Origin of the sequence: Bradyrhizobium sp. CSA207 (assembly GCF_029051685.1) — a bacterium.
GTDB lineage: Bacteria > Pseudomonadota > Alphaproteobacteria > Rhizobiales > Xanthobacteraceae > Bradyrhizobium.
On the sequence record NZ_JAACFT010000007.1, the window covers coordinates 182,188 to 198,208 of the forward strand.

Annotated in this window: 17 protein-coding genes; 13 read left to right on the top strand and 4 right to left on the bottom strand. The window is 64.2% G+C overall.

The window, feature by feature from the left end; translation table 11 throughout:
- Positions 1 to 45: 45 nt before the first annotated feature.
- The 3 genes from GWG65_RS10205 to rpsF all read right to left on the bottom strand — a co-directional run bounded on the left by GWG65_RS10205 (position 46) and on the right by rpsF (position 1,863).
- The gene (locus tag GWG65_RS10205; RefSeq protein ID WP_275195393.1) at positions 46 to 1,020 is read right to left on the bottom strand and encodes a hypothetical protein; all 975 of its coding nucleotides are present in this window, start codon (positions 1,018 to 1,020) and stop codon (positions 46 to 48) included.
- A 127-nt stretch (positions 1,021 to 1,147) separates the two neighbouring features.
- Positions 1,148 to 1,387 (bottom strand): 30S ribosomal protein S18, encoded by a 240-nt coding sequence (gene rpsR / locus GWG65_RS10210; protein WP_007592020.1) that lies wholly within the window; start codon positions 1,385 to 1,387, stop codon positions 1,148 to 1,150.
- Between the two features lie 5 nt (positions 1,388 to 1,392).
- Positions 1,393 to 1,863: a 30S ribosomal protein S6 gene (gene rpsF / locus GWG65_RS10215; RefSeq protein WP_148743051.1), complete on the bottom strand. Its 471-nt coding sequence runs from the start codon at positions 1,861 to 1,863 to the stop codon at positions 1,393 to 1,395.
- 328 nt (positions 1,864 to 2,191) lie between these two features.
- Between rpsF and GWG65_RS10220 the strand changes: the two genes are divergently transcribed.
- The 9 genes from GWG65_RS10220 to gmk all read left to right on the top strand — a co-directional run bounded on the left by GWG65_RS10220 (position 2,192) and on the right by gmk (position 10,847).
- The gene (locus GWG65_RS10220; protein WP_275195394.1) at positions 2,192 to 2,899 is read left to right on the top strand and encodes a TetR/AcrR family transcriptional regulator C-terminal domain-containing protein; all 708 of its coding nucleotides are present in this window, start codon (positions 2,192 to 2,194) and stop codon (positions 2,897 to 2,899) included.
- Between the two features lie 3 nt (positions 2,900 to 2,902).
- The gene (locus tag GWG65_RS10225) at positions 2,903 to 3,928 is read left to right on the top strand and encodes a fatty acid desaturase family protein (RefSeq protein WP_275195395.1); all 1,026 of its coding nucleotides are present in this window, start codon (positions 2,903 to 2,905) and stop codon (positions 3,926 to 3,928) included.
- A 173-nt stretch (positions 3,929 to 4,101) separates the two neighbouring features.
- Positions 4,102 to 5,061 carry an ACP S-malonyltransferase gene (gene fabD / locus GWG65_RS10230; RefSeq protein WP_275195531.1) on the top strand — a complete coding sequence of 320 codons (960 nt, stop codon included), beginning with the start codon at positions 4,102 to 4,104 and terminating at the stop codon, positions 5,059 to 5,061.
- A 69-nt stretch (positions 5,062 to 5,130) separates the two neighbouring features.
- On the top strand, positions 5,131 to 5,868 hold the full coding sequence (fabG, locus tag GWG65_RS10235) for a 3-oxoacyl-[acyl-carrier-protein] reductase (RefSeq protein WP_275195396.1): 738 nt from the start codon (positions 5,131 to 5,133) through the stop codon (positions 5,866 to 5,868).
- Positions 5,869 to 6,179: 311 nt separating this feature from the next.
- Positions 6,180 to 6,419 carry an acyl carrier protein gene (locus GWG65_RS10240; RefSeq protein ID WP_008130699.1) on the top strand — a complete coding sequence of 80 codons (240 nt, stop codon included), beginning with the start codon at positions 6,180 to 6,182 and terminating at the stop codon, positions 6,417 to 6,419.
- 107 nt (positions 6,420 to 6,526) lie between these two features.
- Positions 6,527 to 7,792, top strand: coding sequence for a beta-ketoacyl-ACP synthase II (gene fabF / locus GWG65_RS10245; protein ID WP_275195417.1), 1,266 nt, complete (start codon positions 6,527 to 6,529; stop codon positions 7,790 to 7,792).
- A gap of 125 nt (positions 7,793 to 7,917) precedes the next feature.
- Entirely contained in the window at positions 7,918 to 9,189 is a 1,272-nt protein-coding gene (gene mltG / locus GWG65_RS10250; RefSeq protein ID WP_275195418.1) for an endolytic transglycosylase MltG, read from the top strand.
- 110 nt (positions 9,190 to 9,299) lie between these two features.
- Positions 9,300 to 10,187 carry a YicC/YloC family endoribonuclease gene (locus GWG65_RS10255; RefSeq protein ID WP_275195419.1) on the top strand — a complete coding sequence of 296 codons (888 nt, stop codon included), beginning with the start codon at positions 9,300 to 9,302 and terminating at the stop codon, positions 10,185 to 10,187.
- Positions 10,188 to 10,190: 3 nt separating this feature from the next.
- A complete protein-coding gene (gene gmk / locus GWG65_RS10260; protein ID WP_275195421.1) occupies positions 10,191 to 10,847 on the top strand; it encodes a guanylate kinase in 657 nt (218 codons plus the stop codon).
- Here the strand turns inward: gmk and GWG65_RS10265 are convergent.
- Positions 10,780 to 12,000, bottom strand: a complete 1,221-nt coding sequence (locus GWG65_RS10265) for a hypothetical protein (RefSeq protein WP_275195422.1) — start codon at positions 11,998 to 12,000, stop codon at positions 10,780 to 10,782. The two genes, gmk and GWG65_RS10265, sit on opposite strands and share 68 nt — an antisense overlap.
- 368 nt (positions 12,001 to 12,368) lie before the next feature.
- On the opposite strand from GWG65_RS10265, the gene GWG65_RS10270 reads away from it, so the two are divergent.
- The 4 genes from GWG65_RS10270 to GWG65_RS10285 all read left to right on the top strand — a co-directional run bounded on the left by GWG65_RS10270 (position 12,369) and on the right by GWG65_RS10285 (position 15,996).
- Complete coding sequence (locus GWG65_RS10270; RefSeq protein WP_275195423.1) at positions 12,369 to 12,938, top strand: TetR/AcrR family transcriptional regulator; 570 nt, start codon at positions 12,369 to 12,371, stop codon at positions 12,936 to 12,938.
- Between the two features lie 49 nt (positions 12,939 to 12,987).
- Positions 12,988 to 14,436, top strand: a complete 1,449-nt coding sequence (locus tag GWG65_RS10275; RefSeq protein ID WP_275195424.1) for an MFS transporter — start codon at positions 12,988 to 12,990, stop codon at positions 14,434 to 14,436.
- A gap of 54 nt (positions 14,437 to 14,490) precedes the next feature.
- The gene (locus GWG65_RS10280) at positions 14,491 to 14,940 is read left to right on the top strand and encodes a nuclear transport factor 2 family protein (RefSeq protein WP_342760638.1); all 450 of its coding nucleotides are present in this window, start codon (positions 14,491 to 14,493) and stop codon (positions 14,938 to 14,940) included.
- 66 nt (positions 14,941 to 15,006) lie between these two features.
- A complete protein-coding gene (locus GWG65_RS10285) occupies positions 15,007 to 15,996 on the top strand; it encodes an alpha/beta hydrolase (RefSeq protein WP_275195425.1) in 990 nt (329 codons plus the stop codon).
- Positions 15,997 to 16,021: the final 25 nt, after the last annotated feature.

The following is a 16,021-nucleotide window of genomic DNA, read 5'->3' on the forward strand; positions in this document are numbered from 1 at the left end:
CGTTCTCCTTTGAAGTGCTCTGAGTTTCAGTTTTCGGGGTCGGACTTAAGAGGTTGGCAGCGGCGGCGGCTGCCGGTTGCGCAGAAAGCGTTGGCGGAAGCCAAACACGGCATCCGCCAAGCCCAGGATCACCATCGCGATGACCGGCCAGCCGAATACGACGACGACGGCGTAGGTCGAGCCGAGCCAGAAAGTGCGACTCTTCAGCGCGAGAGTCAGCGTATGCAGCACGGCGAAGCCGGTCAGCGCGTAAGCCATCATCAGCGCCGCCGTCGCGATCTGCGCGATGATCGCGAGCAGCCCGCCGGTGAAGCAGAAGGCGAGCGCGACGCAGAGCGCCGCGAGCGTCATCGGCGGCAGTTCGGCCGTCATCATGTCCGGCCAGGGACGGCGCAGCCGGCCCGACGTTGCCGTGACCTTGGCCGAGAGCCAGAGATTGAGGGTGAGCGTCATCATGGCGACGATGGTGGCGCCGGCCGGCGCGATGCGGACCAGCGCGTCGACGAACGGGCCGGCCTCGCTTGCGGCCTGCGGATCGGTGGTGCTTAGGACGCGCATCAGGCCGCGCCGCAGCGTGCCAAGGATGCTGTCGGCATCGGTGCCAAGCGTGAGCAGCGCTGCGATGGTCGTCAACGTGGCGAAGCCTGCGATCCACAGCAGGATGCGTCCGACCGGATACCACTCTATCTCGGGCGCGGCCGGCGGCTCGGTGGCGGGAGGTGTGGCGCTGGCCACGTGCCGGCCAAGCAACACCAGATGGCCGAGCCACCAGGCCGGCAGCGCGACGGTGACAGCGAAGGCAATGCAGTAGGGCAGGCCAAACAGGGCGCCAAGACCGAGCGCAGCCGCGATCCCGCCCAGGCTCGCGCAAAGCGGTCCCCAGCCGATCGAGGCCACCATCAGCGGCAGCGGTGCGAGATAGAACAGGACGAGCGAGATCAACGCGCCCGAAACGATCGAGGCGAACATCAGGGCCGACGCAGCGCCGGCGATCAGGGCTATCAGTCCAAAGGCCATCATCAGCTGTCCCGCTCCTTCCGAGCGGTTAGAGGCATCTCGCCCCAACCATCGGCGACCGGACGACCCGGAAGCCTTATGAGTTCAGAAATTGACGATCGGCGGCGTGTCGCCGCCGATCGTATTGGTCTTAGCGAATGACGTAGGGCAGCAGACCCAGGAACCGCGCGCGCTTGATAGCGCGGGCGAGCTCACGCTGCTTCTTCGCGGACACCGCGGTGATGCGGCTCGGCACGATCTTGCCGCGCTCGGAGACGTAACGCATCAACAGCTTGGAGTCCTTGTAGTCGATCTTCGGAGCATTCGCGCCCGTGAACGGGCAGCTCTTGCGGCGACGGAAAAACGGACGGCGTGCACCAGCTTCAGCCATTGATCTTACTCCGCATCCGTCGTGGTTTCAGCTTCGTCGCGCGGACGGCGCGGGCCGCGGTCACCGCGGAAGCCGCCTTCGCGGTCGCCACGGAAGCCGCCTTCACGCTCGCCGCGGAAGCCGCCGCCACGGTCGTCACGCTCGCGATCGCGGTCGGCCTTGCGCATCATCGCCGACGGGCCTTCCTCGAGTTCCTCGACGCGGACGCTGAGATAGCGGATCACGTCTTCGCTGATGCGCTCCTGGCGCTCGACCTCAGCGATCGCCGCGGACGGCGCGTCGATGTTGAGCAGCACGAAATGCGCCTTGCGGTTCTTGCTCATGCGGTAGGTGAGGGAGCGTACGCCCCAATTCTCGGTCTTGGTGATCTTGCCGCCGAGACCTTCGACAATGCCGGTCATCTGTGCGGTCAGCTCTTCGACCTGCTGCGTGCTCGCGTCCTGTCGCGCGAGAAAAACATGCTCATAAAGAGGCATGGACGTCCTTTCCTCATGTTGGCGCATCGCCCGGCGTCAAGCCCTTAAGAGACCTTCGGAAAGGACTCTGGGATTAAGCTCAGAAGGCGGAAACACGGGACGACGGGCCGACTGGCCCTGCCACACCAAAATCACGAATGATTTGCTGAGACCGTCCGTTCAGCTCCCGGCCGGGGTCTGCGGATGACGCGCTTTATACGGCTTTTGGCCGGCTTGGCAAGGTTGCAGGGCCAGGTTTCAGCCCGAATGGTCATTGTGGGGGTCTTGGGATCGAACGGCTTGATTTATTTGTTTGTATATCATACAAGTAAATCAAGGGAGGACCATGATGGCGAAAAGGTCGGTTGAGGCGCCATTTGAGGCAGCGGCAGGCGATCCCAAGCATGCGGCGCGGGCGACGCGGTCCGCCGGCCGAAAAATGCGTTCGCTGCTGCTCGACGCGGCGAGCCCTCTGTTCAAGGAACGGGGAGTATCCGGCGCCTCGATCGCCGACATCGCGACCGCCGCCAACGCATTCCCGAGCCAGATCACCTATTATTTCCGCACCAAGGAGGCGCTGTTCGTCGAATGCGCCTGCCGCGATCTCCTGTACCTGGCACGCGCGACCGAGCAGGCGGCGCTGAAGGCGCGTTCGCCGCAGGAGTATACGCACGCGCTCGCTGAGACGGTGACGGCGAGCGATTCGATCGCCTTCTTCGCCGAGGCGCTGACGCTGACACGGCGGCGCCAGGATCTGGCGCCACTGGTCGAGCGCACCATCGAACGCCTGCACGCCGAAGGGACACGCGCCTATGCGAGCCAGGTCGCTCGCCACGGCTGGCGTTCCCTGCGTGCACCCGATGAGAGCTCGCGCAGGTTCTGGGCCATCGCCGTCGGCGTCATCCTCGAAGGCTACGCCATGGGCCGCTCGCCTGACGAACTCTGCGGCGAGATGCTGCGCGCGCTCGGCGAGCAGGCGAAATCCACGGGCGAGACCGCGCGCCTGCGCCTCGTCGACGACCGCGACCCATCAACCACTTCGGATGAGGAGAATTAGGCCATGACCGCGCTTCGCATGCGGGCTCGCGACTTCCTGACCGAGGATCAACTCATCGACGTGCGTCAGCGCGTCACGTGGAAGGGTATTGCGCTGATCGCCCATGCCTGGGGGTTGATCATCGGCGCGATCGCGCTGGTCGCATGGTGGCCCAATCCGCTGACTTATCTGCTCGCGGTCGGGATCGTCGGCTCGCGTCAGCTCGGGCTCGCGATCCTCATGCATGACGGCGCGCATGGATGCCTGTCGGCCGACGAGAGGACCAACCTGACGCTGAGCCAGTGGTTCTGCGCCTATCCGATCTTCGCGGAGACACGCGCCTACCGGCGCTATCATCTGCAGCATCATGCGCGTACTCAACAGGAGGACGATCCCGACCTCGTGCTGTCGGCGCCGTTCCCGATCACGAAGCTGAGCTACCGCCGCAAGTTCATCCGCGACATCACCGGGCAGACCGGCTATCAGCAGCGCAAGGCGCAACTGCTCAACGCACTCGGTCGGAAGGACTGGCCGTGGCGGCAGCGTGCCGCGCATTTTTGGGAGAAGCTCGGACCCCAATGCATCTTCAACGCCATCCTGTTCGCCGCGCTGACGGCGGCGGGTGTGTGGTGGGCCTATCCGCTGCTATGGCTGGTGCCGCTTCTGACCTGGATGATGGTCATCACCCGCATCCGCAACATCGCCGAACATGCCGTCGTCCCCGACAGCAGCGATCCCCTGCGCAACACCCGCACCACCCACGCCAATTTTCTCGAGCGCCTGTTCATCGCGCCTTACTACGTGAACTATCACCTCGAGCATCATCTGCTGTTCTACGTCCCCTGCTACAATTTGCCGAAAGTCCACCGCCTGCTCAGCGAGAGCCGGCACGCCGGCCGCATGGAGGTGCAGCCGGGTTACGCCGCGGTGCTGCGGCTCGCGACCGCAAAGCCGAACCGCGACGACCGGCCGGGACAATTGGCGAGCAGTGCGCGCCGTGCGCGGGCGGGTGCCGAGGTCGGTGCAGATCAGAAGGCGGGAGGATTTTGAAAGGCCGCATCCCCGGTTGAATGCCGGTCCAAGGTTCCCATCTTGGCTTGACATCGCCGCCCCGGACAGTGTCTACGGCCCCCTTTGAGGCATGATCCGGAACCATAGCCTAGGCCGCGCGTAGTCGGCTGCCGGTTCGCGCGGGCATCATGCTCGACAAGCAGGGAGCGCCGATGACGGCAGCATTCACGTTTCCGGGGCAGGGTTCCCAGGCCATTGGCATGGGCAAGGCTCTGGCAGATGCCTTCCCAATGGCGCGCGCCGTGTTCGACGAGGTCGATTCGGCGCTGGGGGAGAGGCTGACGTCGACCATCTGGGATGGTCCGGCCGAAGCCCTCCAGCTCACCGAAAACGCCCAGCCGGCGCTGATGGCGGTGTCCATGGCGACCCTGCGCGTGCTGGAGGCGGAAGCCGGTTTTTCCGTGGGACGGGACGCAGCCTTCGTCGCAGGCCACTCGCTCGGTGAATATTCGGCGTTGGCTGCGGCTGGCAGCCTGACCATTTCCGACACCGCGCGCCTCCTTCGCACCCGCGGTCTCACAATGCAGAAGGCCGTGCCCGTCGGTATTGGCGCGATGGCCGCGCTGCTCGGCCTCGACTACGAAGCGGCCGTGGAGGTCGCCAACGAGGCGGCACAGGGCCAGGTCTGCCAGGCCGCCAACGACAATGGCGGCGGGCAGGTGGTGGTCTCTGGCGACAAGGTGGCGGTCGATCGCGCCGTCGACATCGCCAAGGCCAAGGGCGCCAAGCGGGCGATGTTGCTGCCGGTGTCCGCGCCGTTCCATTGCAAACTGATGCAGCCCGCGGCGGACGCCATGGCGGAGGCGCTGTCCAAGGTCACCATCAAGGCGCCGGCGGCGCCGCTGGTATCAAACGTATTGGCGAGCGCCATTACCGATCCCGACGAGATCCGCCGCCGCCTGGTGGAGCAGGTCACCGGAACGGTGCGCTGGCGCGAATCGGTTGCCTATATGGCAGGGCAGGGCGTCACCCGTTTCTTCGAGATCGGCGCGGGCAAGGTGCTGACCGGTCTGGTCAAGCGCATCGCGGACGGTGCCGTCGGTGTCGCCGTCGGCGGGCCGAACGACATCGCCGCCGCCAAGGATGCATTGGCCGCTGCGAAGCAGGCCTAAAAGTTTGTGCACGATCTTTCCGGAAATCCGCTGCACACTTTTCCGGATCGTGCTTTGAAGGAGTTATCGATGTTCGATCTGACTGGCAGGAAGGCGCTCGTCACCGGAGCGACCGGCGGCATCGGCGGCGCGATTGCGCAGGCGCTGCACGCGCAGGGCGCCACAATTGCCATTTCGGGGACGCGGAAAGAAGTGCTGGATGAGCTTGCAGGCAAGCTCGGCGAGCGCACCCACGTTTTGCCTTGCAATCTCTCCAAGGCCGACGAGGTCGAGGCGTTGGTGCCCGCCGCGGAAGCGGCGATGGGGCAGGTCGACATCCTCGTCGCCAATGCCGGCATCACGCGCGATAATCTGTTCGTCCAGCTCCGCGACGAGGATTGGGAAGAGGTCATCAATGTCAACCTGACCTCGACCTTCCGCCTGGCACGCGCTGCCACGAAATTGATGATGCGCAAGCGCTTCGGCCGCATCATCGCAATTACCTCGGTCGTCGGCGTCACCGGCAATCCGGGGCAGGGCAACTACACTGCGTCAAAGGCGGGCCTGATCGGCATGATCAAGACGCTCGGCGCCGAATACGCCAAGCGCGGCGTCACCGCGAACTGCATCGCGCCCGGCTTCATCAAGACGCCGATGACGGATGCGCTCAACGACAAGCAGCGCGAAACGATTCTGACCAAGGTTCCGGCTGCCCGACTCGGCACTCCCGAGGATATCGCGGCGGCTGCCGTTTACCTGAGTTCGAACGAAGCGGCCTACGTCACCGGCCAGACAATCCACGTCAATGGCGGCATGGCCATGATTTGAAGGCTCGTTCCGCGCCTGGGAAGGGGGCGGTGCGGGATACGGCAAACGGCCGTTTCCGAAGGAAAATGAGGCTTGTAGTCAAGGCAATTGAAGTATGATAACCGGACCTTCAACGGATGGGCAAAGAACGCCATTGCAGGTTTTTGAAACCCTGTATATTGGCGATGCGGAGCCTTGGCCGTCGTTCGCCGGGCCCCGCTTCGGTTAGGATGGGGTCAATCAAAGTTCGTAAGCGAAGGCAATAAACGACCACGACGGCTCGTATCGTCCCGGGGGGTCGGGTCTACAGGGAACAACACGAGGTTAAAGCAATGAGTGACATTGGCGAACGGGTTAAGAAGATCGTGGTCGAACACCTTGGTGTTGAACCCGAGAAGGTTGTCGACGCTGCGAGCTTCATCGACGACCTCGGCGCCGACAGTCTGGACACCGTCGAACTGGTGATGGCGTTCGAAGAGGAATTCGGTTGCGAGATTCCGGACGACGCCGCGGAAACGATTCTCACCGTCGGCGACGCCACGAAGTTTCTCGAGAAGAACGCAAAGAGCTAAGCTCTTTAATTTCGCGGGGACAACATTGAAACCGGACGGGCCGCCTACCGGCGGTCAGCCGGTTTCTTGTTATCGGCCGTGAATCTTTCGAAGCGGAGTTTTCGGATATGAGGCGGGTTGTCGTCACGGGCCTCGGCATGGTGTCGCCACTCGGCTGTGGCGTCGAGCCGACCTGGAAGCGCATCCTCGACGGCGAAAGCGGGGCGCGCAAGATCGAGAGCTTCGACGTCTCCGATCTTCAGACCAGGATCGCCTGCACCGTGGTGCGCGGCGACGGTTCGAACGACAGCTTCAATCCCGATCTCTGGATGGAGCCGAAGGACCAGCGCAAGGTCGACGACTTCATCATTTTCGGCATGGCCGCTGCGGGCCAGGCGCTCGACGATGCCAACTGGCATCCCGAGACCGAAGAGGACAAATGCGCGACCGGTACCATGATCGGTTCCGGCATCGGTGGCCTGAACGGCATCGCCGATACTGCGGTCCTGTTGAAGGAACGCGGGCCGCGCCGGGTGTCGCCGTTCTTCATTCCGGGCCGCCTGATCAATCTCGCCTCCGGCTATGTCTCGATCAAGCATGGGCTGAAGGGGCCGAACCATTCGGTGGTCACGGCCTGTTCGACCGGCGCGCATGCGGTCGGCGACGCCGCGCGTCTGATTGCGCTGGGCGATGCCGACGTCATGGTCGCCGGCGGCGCGGAATCGCCAATCGGCCGCATCGGTATTGCCGGCTTCAACGCCGCGCGCGCGCTGTCGACCGGCTTCAACGAAACGCCCGAAAAGGCCTCGCGTCCGTACGACAAGGAGCGCGACGGCTTCGTGATGGGCGAGGGCGCCGGTGTCCTGGTCCTGGAAGAACTCGAGCATGCCCGGCGTCGTGGCGCGAAGATCTATGCCGAGGTGATCGGCTACGGCCTGTCCGGCGATGCCTATCACATTACCTCGCCTTCGCCCGATGGCGACGGCGGCTACCGCAGCATGGTGGCCGCGCTGAAGCGCGCCGGCCTCTCGCCGTCCGATCTCGACTACATCAACGCGCATGGCACCTCGACGCCGCTCGGTGACGAGATCGAACTCGGTGCGGTCGAACGGCTGCTCGGCAATGCCGCTTCCAGAGTCGCGATGTCCTCGACCAAATCATCGACCGGTCATCTTCTTGGCGCGGCCGGTGCGATCGAGGCGATCTTCGCCATCCTCGCGATTCGCGATAATGTCGTCCCGCCGACTATCAATCTGGACAACCCCTCGGTCGAAACTGCGATCGATCTCGTACCGCACACGGCGAAGAAGCGTGAGGTCAATGTCGTATTGTCGAATTCTTTTGGTTTTGGCGGTACCAACGCGTCGGTGATCTTCCGCCGCTTGGCCAGTTAGCTTGCGTTTGAACCGAATCCACCGATTTGCCGCATTCGGCGATAGTCATACATGTGGGCGCGTGCATTTGGCTGGACAAACGATTGTCGGGCCGCATTTGAACCGGCAGGATTCAGGTTGCTTCGATGAGTGAAAGGCCGCCCATTTCGCCCCGGAGTCCGCGGGCAGCGCTCGAGCCCGAGCAGGTCCCGCCGCCGCCAAAGCGATCGGACCGGGCGCGCAATCCCTTCGTGATCGTCGGCAACGCGATCATCACACTGCTGCTGATCGCCATGATCGGTGCGGGCGGCGTGTATTATTACGGCCGGCAGGTGCTTGAGGCCGCAGGTCCCCTCAAGGAAGACAAGATCGTCAACATTCCCCAGCGCGCGGGCAAGCGCGACATCGCCGAAACCCTGAACCGGGAAGGCGTGACGGACGTCAATCCGTGGGTGTTCATCGCCAGCGTGGCAGCGCTGAAGGCGAGTTCGGACCTGAAGCCCGGCGAATATTCGTTCCAGAAGAACGCGTCCTTGCGCGACGTCATCGGCACCATCGTCGAGGGCAAGGTGGTGCAGCACGCCGTCACGATTCCCGAAGGCCTGACCTCCGAGCAGATCGTGGCGCGGCTTTCCGACAACGACATCTTCATCGGCAGCGTGCGCGAGCTGCCGCGCGAGGGCACGCTGCTGCCGGAGACCTACAAGTTCCCGCGTGGGACCCCGCGCGAGCAGGTGGTCCAGCGCATGCAGCAGGCGCACAAGCGCGTGCTGGCCGAGATCTGGGAGCGTCGCAGCCAGGACATTCCGGTCAAGACTCCGGAGCAACTGGTGACGCTGGCCTCGATCGTCGAGAAGGAGACCGGCAAGCCGGATGAGCGCAGCCGTGTCGCCGCCGTGTTCGTCAATCGCCTGAAGCAGAGGATCAAGCTGCAGTCCGATCCCACGATCATCTACGGCATCGTCGGCGGCAAGGGCACGCTAGGCCGCCCGATCAAGCGGAGCGAGATCACGCAGCCCTCGCCCTACAACACCTATGTGATCGAAGGATTGCCGCCGGGTCCGATCTCCAATCCCGGCCGCGCCTCGCTGGAAGCCACCGCCAATCCGGCCCGCACCCGCGATCTCTATTTCGTCGCCGACGGTACCGGCGGGCACGCCTTCACCGAGACCTACGATGCGCACCAGAAGAACGTCGCCAAGCTGCGCGCGATGGAGAAGCAGATCCAGAACGACACGGTCGAGCCGGCCGATGATGCGCAGCCCCCGGCCGCCGCGCCGCCCGCCGCCGCCGATACGCCCACCGCGACCACGCCGGCGCGGCCCAATCAGCAGAAAAAGCCGCCGGCGCGGCCTGCCAATCCGGCTCCTGCCCGGCAAGGCGCCGTGCAGCCGTCGCCGCCGGTGGTCCAGCGCTAGCGGCCGCCCTGACCTGCGGTCTAGCGGATTCCACTTTCCTGCAAAAAAGTCTTAAGATTCGCGTGCCCTGATGGCCTCGCGAATCTCATTTGTCCGGAGAAACTGACCCGATGGCGCTGTCGTCCATGACCGGCTTTGCCCGAAGCCACGGCGCTAGCGGGCCGTATACGTTCGAATGGGAATTGAAGTCGGTCAACGCCAAGGGCTTTGACCTGCGGGTGCGGTTGCCGCAGGGGTTCGACGAGCTCGAAGCCCACGCCAAGAAGCGCGCCGGCGAGGTGCTGTCGCGCGGCACCGTCTATGCCAATCTCACCGTCAAGCGCACCAACGCGGCCGCCTCGGTCCGCGTCAACGAGGACGTGCTCAACGCCGTCCTGAAGGCCGCCGCGGTGATCGCCGGCAAGGTCGATGCGGTGGCGCCGAGCGTCGACGGCCTGCTCGCCATCAAGGGCGTGATCGAGGTCGCCGAGCCCGAGGGCGACGAGGACGAGGACAAGGCCGCGCGCCTCGCCGCAGCGGACGCCTTCGACAAGGCGCTCGCCGAGCTCGTCGAGATGCGCAGGCGCGAGGGCACCTCGCTCGGGCAGATCCTGACCCAGCGGGTCGACGAGGTCGAGCAACTGGCGAGAAAGGCCGAGGCCGCGCCCGGACGCAAGCCGGAGACGATCAAGGCCAGACTCGCCGAGCAGATCGCGGCATTGCTCGATACGTCGGACCGTTTCGATTCCGACCGCCTGATGCAGGAAGCGATCCTGATCGCGACCAGGGCCGACATCCGCGAGGAACTCGATCGCATCGCCTCCCATATCGCCCAGGCGCGCGAGCTGATCGGCAAGGGCGGCCCGGTCGGGCGCAAGCTCGACTTCCTGGCGCAGGAGTTTCACCGCGAGGTCAACACCTGTTGCTCGAAGTCCAACGATATCGAGCTGACCAATACGGGGCTCGCCATGAAGAACGTGGTCGAGCAGTTCCGCGAGCAGGTCCAGAACCTGGAGTGATCGATGACGACGGGGCATGGTACTGACGGTGTCGAGCGGCGCGGGCTGATGTTCGTGCTGTCCTCGCCGTCGGGCGCGGGCAAGACGACGCTGTCGCGTCTCCTCATCGAACGCATGCCCGGCTTGAGAATGTCGGTCTCGGCGACCACGCGGGCGATGCGGCCCGGTGAGGTCGATGGCAAGGATTATCTGTTCGTCGACAAGGCGCGGTTCGAGCAGATGGTCACGGGCGACGAGCTGCTAGAATGGGCGACCGTGTTCGATAACCGTTACGGCACGCCGCGCGCTCCGGTCGAGGCCGCGCTGTCGGCGGGGCAGGACGTCCTGTTCGACATCGACTGGCAGGGCACGCAGCAGCTGCGCGAGAAGGCGCGCGCCGACGTCGTCAGCGTGTTCATCCTGCCGCCGTCAGCCGGCGATCTCGAGAAGCGGCTGCATTCGCGTGCGCAGGATTCCGACGAGGTGATCCGCAACCGCATGAGCCGCGCCAGCCACGAGATGAGCCACTGGGCCGAGTACGACTACATCGTCATCAACCACGACATCGACGAAGCCTTCGCCGAGGTGCAGTCGATCCTGAAGGCCGAGCGCCTCAAGCGCGAGCGGCGGACTGGCCTCGTGGGCTTCGTGCGAAGTCTGCAAAGCCAGCTTCAGGCGTAGGCCGCGACAGCCGCGGCCCTTGCTTCGCCAGCCGTTCCAGCATCGTCGTGATGACGTCGATATCGACCGCATCCTCATCGCGCGAATTTTCAGCGTGATCGGCCGGCTCTTCGTCATGGGGATGGTTGGCCGCAAGCTGTAGCGCCGATGCTTCGATCTCGAACTCCCCGTCGAATGCCTCGATCTCGGCCTCGTCAGGTTCTGCTGCTTTGGCCGGGGAGGAGGCAAGTGAGGAGACAAGGGCGGACGGTTGGTGCGCCGCCACGACAATACCGATCTCGTCGGCGAACGCTGCGAGTGTTGCAGCCTGGGGACGTCGTTGTTGGGGACGCGTGGCATCGAAATCCACCGGACGTGGCTGCGCGCGCGGTGTCGCATTGAGCCAGGGGGCGCGGCTGCCGCGCTGATCCTGCGGCTCCCAATCGTTCCAGTTCACGCGGCGGTGGTCACCCGCCTGGACGCGGACGCGTCCGCCGGCGAAGCGGTAGACGACGCTGGCGAGCAGGCCTGCGAGCGCCAGCGCGCCGCCGACGACGAGCAGGAGCGTCTGGAGCGAGCCGGTCGGCTTGTCGGCGGGCGCATCGGCCGCGGCGGGCGCCACTGGAGCAGCGGATTTTGCCGGCTTGGCGCTCGGCGGGGCCGCGGCCGTTGCGGGTGGGGCCACCGGTTGCGGCGCGGGCGAGGCGGAGGCGTCCGGCCAACGCGCAGCGACGGCAGGCTGTTGCGCATTGCTGTCATTGGCGCTCGGAGATGGAGGCGCAGCCGACGGTGCGATCACCGCGGGCTGAGCGGGCGCGCTCTGCGGCGCCAGATATTCGGCGCGCGCGTTCTGCACTGAATACGGCTGCGTCGTTGCTGAATTATTCGCGTCGGGTGTTTCTGTCGAGTTCTGCGCGATCTGTGCGGTGGCCTTATCGGTGTCCTTGCCGCTTTCGGCGCGCAGGTACCAGCATTGCCGCTTGGTGCTGCGATCGAGGCGATAGTGCCAATGCTGTCCTTGCGGCGCGGTGCTCTTCGGCGAAGCGAGGCAGTCGCTCGCGGCGTTTGCAGCGCTCGACGCGCTCGGCGCGTTCTGCGACACGGCGGCCAGCGGCGCGCCGGCAACGATGCTGGCGACAAGTGTTGATATGAACTTGGCGGATCGGTTGCCCATCCTGGTCTCCCGGTAACGCATAACGCAACGCTCTAGCTTCCCTTTCTCGTCAAAGAGTTGGGTGGCAATGAGCCGCAAATCCGGAGAGGATGTGGCCTGAATCGGGCCCGCGGCGCGTTCGTTCCGCCGCGAAATAAGGCTTTTTTGGCGCGTTGTGCTTTGCCCGACGCCTCGCGGCAAGGCCAACCTCGACCTCCGCACGTCATTCCGGGGAGCGCGCAAGCGCGAGCCCGGAATCCATTGCGCCGCAGAATACGCAGCCCGAATCCCGATGGTCAAATTCGCAATACCGCTGACCAGTTGCTGGCAGGAGCTTGACTCCCGCCATCCCGACCTCTAATAGATTTCGGACTAACTGGTCCATAAAAATGGCGCGACTGAGAGAATTCGACTACGAGCAGGTGCTGGACGGCGCGCTTGGGTTATTTTGGCGCGACGGCTATGAGGCAACTTCGTTGGACGGAATGCTTGGCGAGGTGGGGCTGAGCAAGAGCAGCTTTTACGGCGCGTTCGGCAGCAAGCATGACATGCTGCTGGCGGCGCTCGACCGCTACATCGAGACCGTGCTGCAGGCCAACATCGAAGACCTGCGGCGCGGATCTCCGCGCGCGGCGATCGTGCGGCACTTTGATAAGATTCTTGGCTTTCAGCCGGTCTCGAAGACCTGCTTCCTTCAGGTTTGCGCTGTTGAACTGGCGGCGCACGACCAACTCGTCAGGATGCGGGTTCGCCGCGGTGTCGAACTGCTCGAGGAGGCTTTTCGCGACGCCATTGCGCGCGGGCAGGCGGCCGGCGAATTTGCCGCAGACGGCGATGCGCGCGCATTCGCGACGTTTCTGGTGGCGAACGGTTACGGCCTGCAGATGCTCGGGCGAGCTAATCTCGCGGCTCATTCGAGAAAGAAAACCCTGAGCATCATCCTCAAGGCGCTGGAATAAATTTTTTGCTTCAATGTGGACCATTTCGTCCACAATAACGGGGAAAGCCATGGCGACCGATAGTTTCACTGCCAAGCAGCGTTGGGTGCTAGCCCTGACCGCAGGCGCATCATTCATCGCCGTCATGGACGGCATGGTGGTCACGACCGCGCTGGATACGATCCGTCTCAGTCTTTCCGCGCCCTTGTCGGCTCTGCATTGGACGATGACAGCCTACAGTTTGAGCTTTGCCGCACTGCTGATGGCCGGCGCCGCACTGGGCGATCGTTTCGGGCGCCGGTCCATGTTCATTTGCGCGCTCGGACTGTTCGCCCTCGCGTCGGTCGGCTGCGCGGCAGCGCCAACGATCGGCTGGCTGATCGCTGCGCGCACCTTGCAGGGCGCCGCGTCCGCCTTGCTCGTACCAGTAGCCATGACGCTGCTCGGGACGACTGTGACACCGGCTCAGCGGCCGCGCGCGATGGGACTGTTCAGCAGTCTTACCGGCCTTGCCGTGCTGTCCGGGCCCGTGATCGGCGGCCTCCTGGTCGATAGCCTCGGTTGGCGCTGGGTGTTCTGGATCAATGTGCCGCTCTGCGCCGCGACCGCGTTTCTGGCGAGATGGCGCATCGATAACGCCGACCGCATCACCTCTCAGATCGATTGGCGCGGCGTCGCGTTGCTGACGGCGGCGATGACGGCGCTGGTCTGGGGCCTGTCGCAAGGCAACGGGTCAGGCTGGTCGAGTCCGGCGGTGGTAGCGGCGTTCGCAATCGGAGCGGCGGCGGGTCTTTTGTTCTTCGCCTCGCAGCGCAACGTTCCGCACGCGCTGGTGCCGAGCCGCTTGCTTGGATCGGGCCAATTCCGGGCCGGCAATGCGGTGTGCCTGCTGATGTTCATGAGCATGATGGGCACTCTGATTTTCATGGCGCAGTATTTCGAGATCGCCGAACAGGCGAGTGCCTCAGGTGCCGGCTGGCGAATGATGCCCTGGACCGTATCGCTGTTCGCCGTCGCGCCGCTTGGCGGCATTGCGGCGGGCCGCCTCGGAGAAAGGGCCCCGGCGATGGCGGGCCTCATTCTGCAAAGCGCCGCGCTGGTGTGGATGTCGCTGCTCTCGAGCGGAGCTTATCCCTACGGCGCCTGGATCGCGCCGCTGGTCCTGGCCGGGGTCGGCATCTCCATGGCAATGCCGGCGGTGCAGAGCGCCGTGCTCGGCGCCGTCAGTCCCGCCGACATGGGCAAGGCGTCGGGCGTCTACAACACGATGAGACAGTTGGGGTGGGCGTGCGGCGCGGCGGCCGCGGTCGCTGTGTTCAGCGGCTTCGGAAATCTCGCGACCGCAAAGGCCATGGGCGCCGGCTATTCCTCAGTCCTCCTATGGACCGCAGCATTATCGGCGATAGCGGCAATCCTGTCGTGGAGCTTGCCGAGCGCCGCCCGGACCGACTCCAAAGCATCCGCCGTGATCGCCGCTTCCGCTGCGAGCGATCTGAAGCAGCCAATCGAAACCGCTTGATCCCACTTGAAGCGACAAAGATGCCGCGTTGGCATTCAGCAGGAGAAATCAAACATGATGATCGATCGACGAACCATCGGAGCAACGCCGGCCGCTGCCGGCGCGGTGCCGGGCCAAGCAGCGGAAGACAGCCGCGAGAGCAATAAGCGAACGGTGCTGGCATTTTACGAAACCGCATTGAATCGGTCCGATTTCGATGAAGCGGCGGTACATTTCGGGCCGCACTACATTCAGCACAATCCCATGATCAAGGACGGCATCGGGGGTTTCCGCTCGTTCCTGCAGGATCTCAAGGCGCAATTTCCCGAGCTCCGCAGCGAAATCAAGCGCGTCTTCGCCGATGGCGATTACGTGATCCTCCACGTTCACGCCAGGCGCACGCCCGAGGAACTGGGCCTGGCGATCGTCGATATTTTTCGTCTCGAGCACGGCAAGATCGTCGAGCACTGGGATGTCCGCCAGCCGCTCACCGAGACGTCCGCAAACACCAATGGCATGTTCTAACCCGCGGCTCTCATGGAGTTCGAGTGGCAGCGGCGCCCAAAGACAGACAATCGAAGGCGAGATACCATGGAACAATGGCTTGTTCGAACCAAAGCGGACGGCGAACAGATCGAGGCGTCGCTAGAGCACGCAACCGTCGACATCGAACCGGGCGTCAGCCTTCATTATGTCGTCGCTGGCGGCGGGCCTCGCACCGTTGTCTTGCTGCACGGCTTTCCCCAGACCTGGTGGGCCTGGCACCGCACGATACCGCAACTTGTCGATGCAGGCTTTCGGGTTGTAGCTCCCGACTATCGCGGCGCCGGCCGTTCTTCGAAGCCGCTTTCCGGCTACGACAAGCGCACCATGGCGAGCGACATCCATCGGCTGCTCCATGAGCATCTCCAGCTTGCGGAACCGGTCGCGCTGGTAGGGCACGATGTTGGTCTCATGGTGGCGTATGCCTATGCCCAGTCCTATCGCGACGACGTCACTCATCTAGTCGCCGTCGATGCGCCGCTGCCGGGAACGGCCATCTTCGATCAGTTACGGGCCAACCCGCGGAACTGGCAGTTCTCTTTTCACAACGTCCGGGATCTTCCCGAATTTCTGGTTTCGGGCAAAGAGCGCGAATACCTGCAGTGGTTCTTCAATTTCCGGATGTCCAATCCGGCCGCCATTACCGATGCCGACTTTCAGGCTTATCTTACAGCATACACGATGCCCGGCGCGATGCGTGCGGCGTTCGAACTTTATCGGGCGTTCGATCAGGATACCAAAGATAACCGCGACTTCATTGCGGCCAACGGAATGCTGACGATTCCGGTTCTTATCGCGGTTGGAGAGACCAGTCCCACCGCGCCGTTGGTGCGCGGGATGATCGAAGAAGTCGCTAGCGCGACAACGGTGCTTGCGGTCGCCGGCGCCGGGCACTGGATCGCCGAGGAGAACCCGCACGCCTTTGCCGCCGGACTGATCGAGTTTCTGGGCAGGACCAATAATTACGAGCGCACCACGTCGCAGAGCCACGAGGACACTCTTGAGGAGTCCCAGCTTTCAGCAGCACTGGCAATCTAGAAGGCTCCTCAGGCTTCATGGAGCT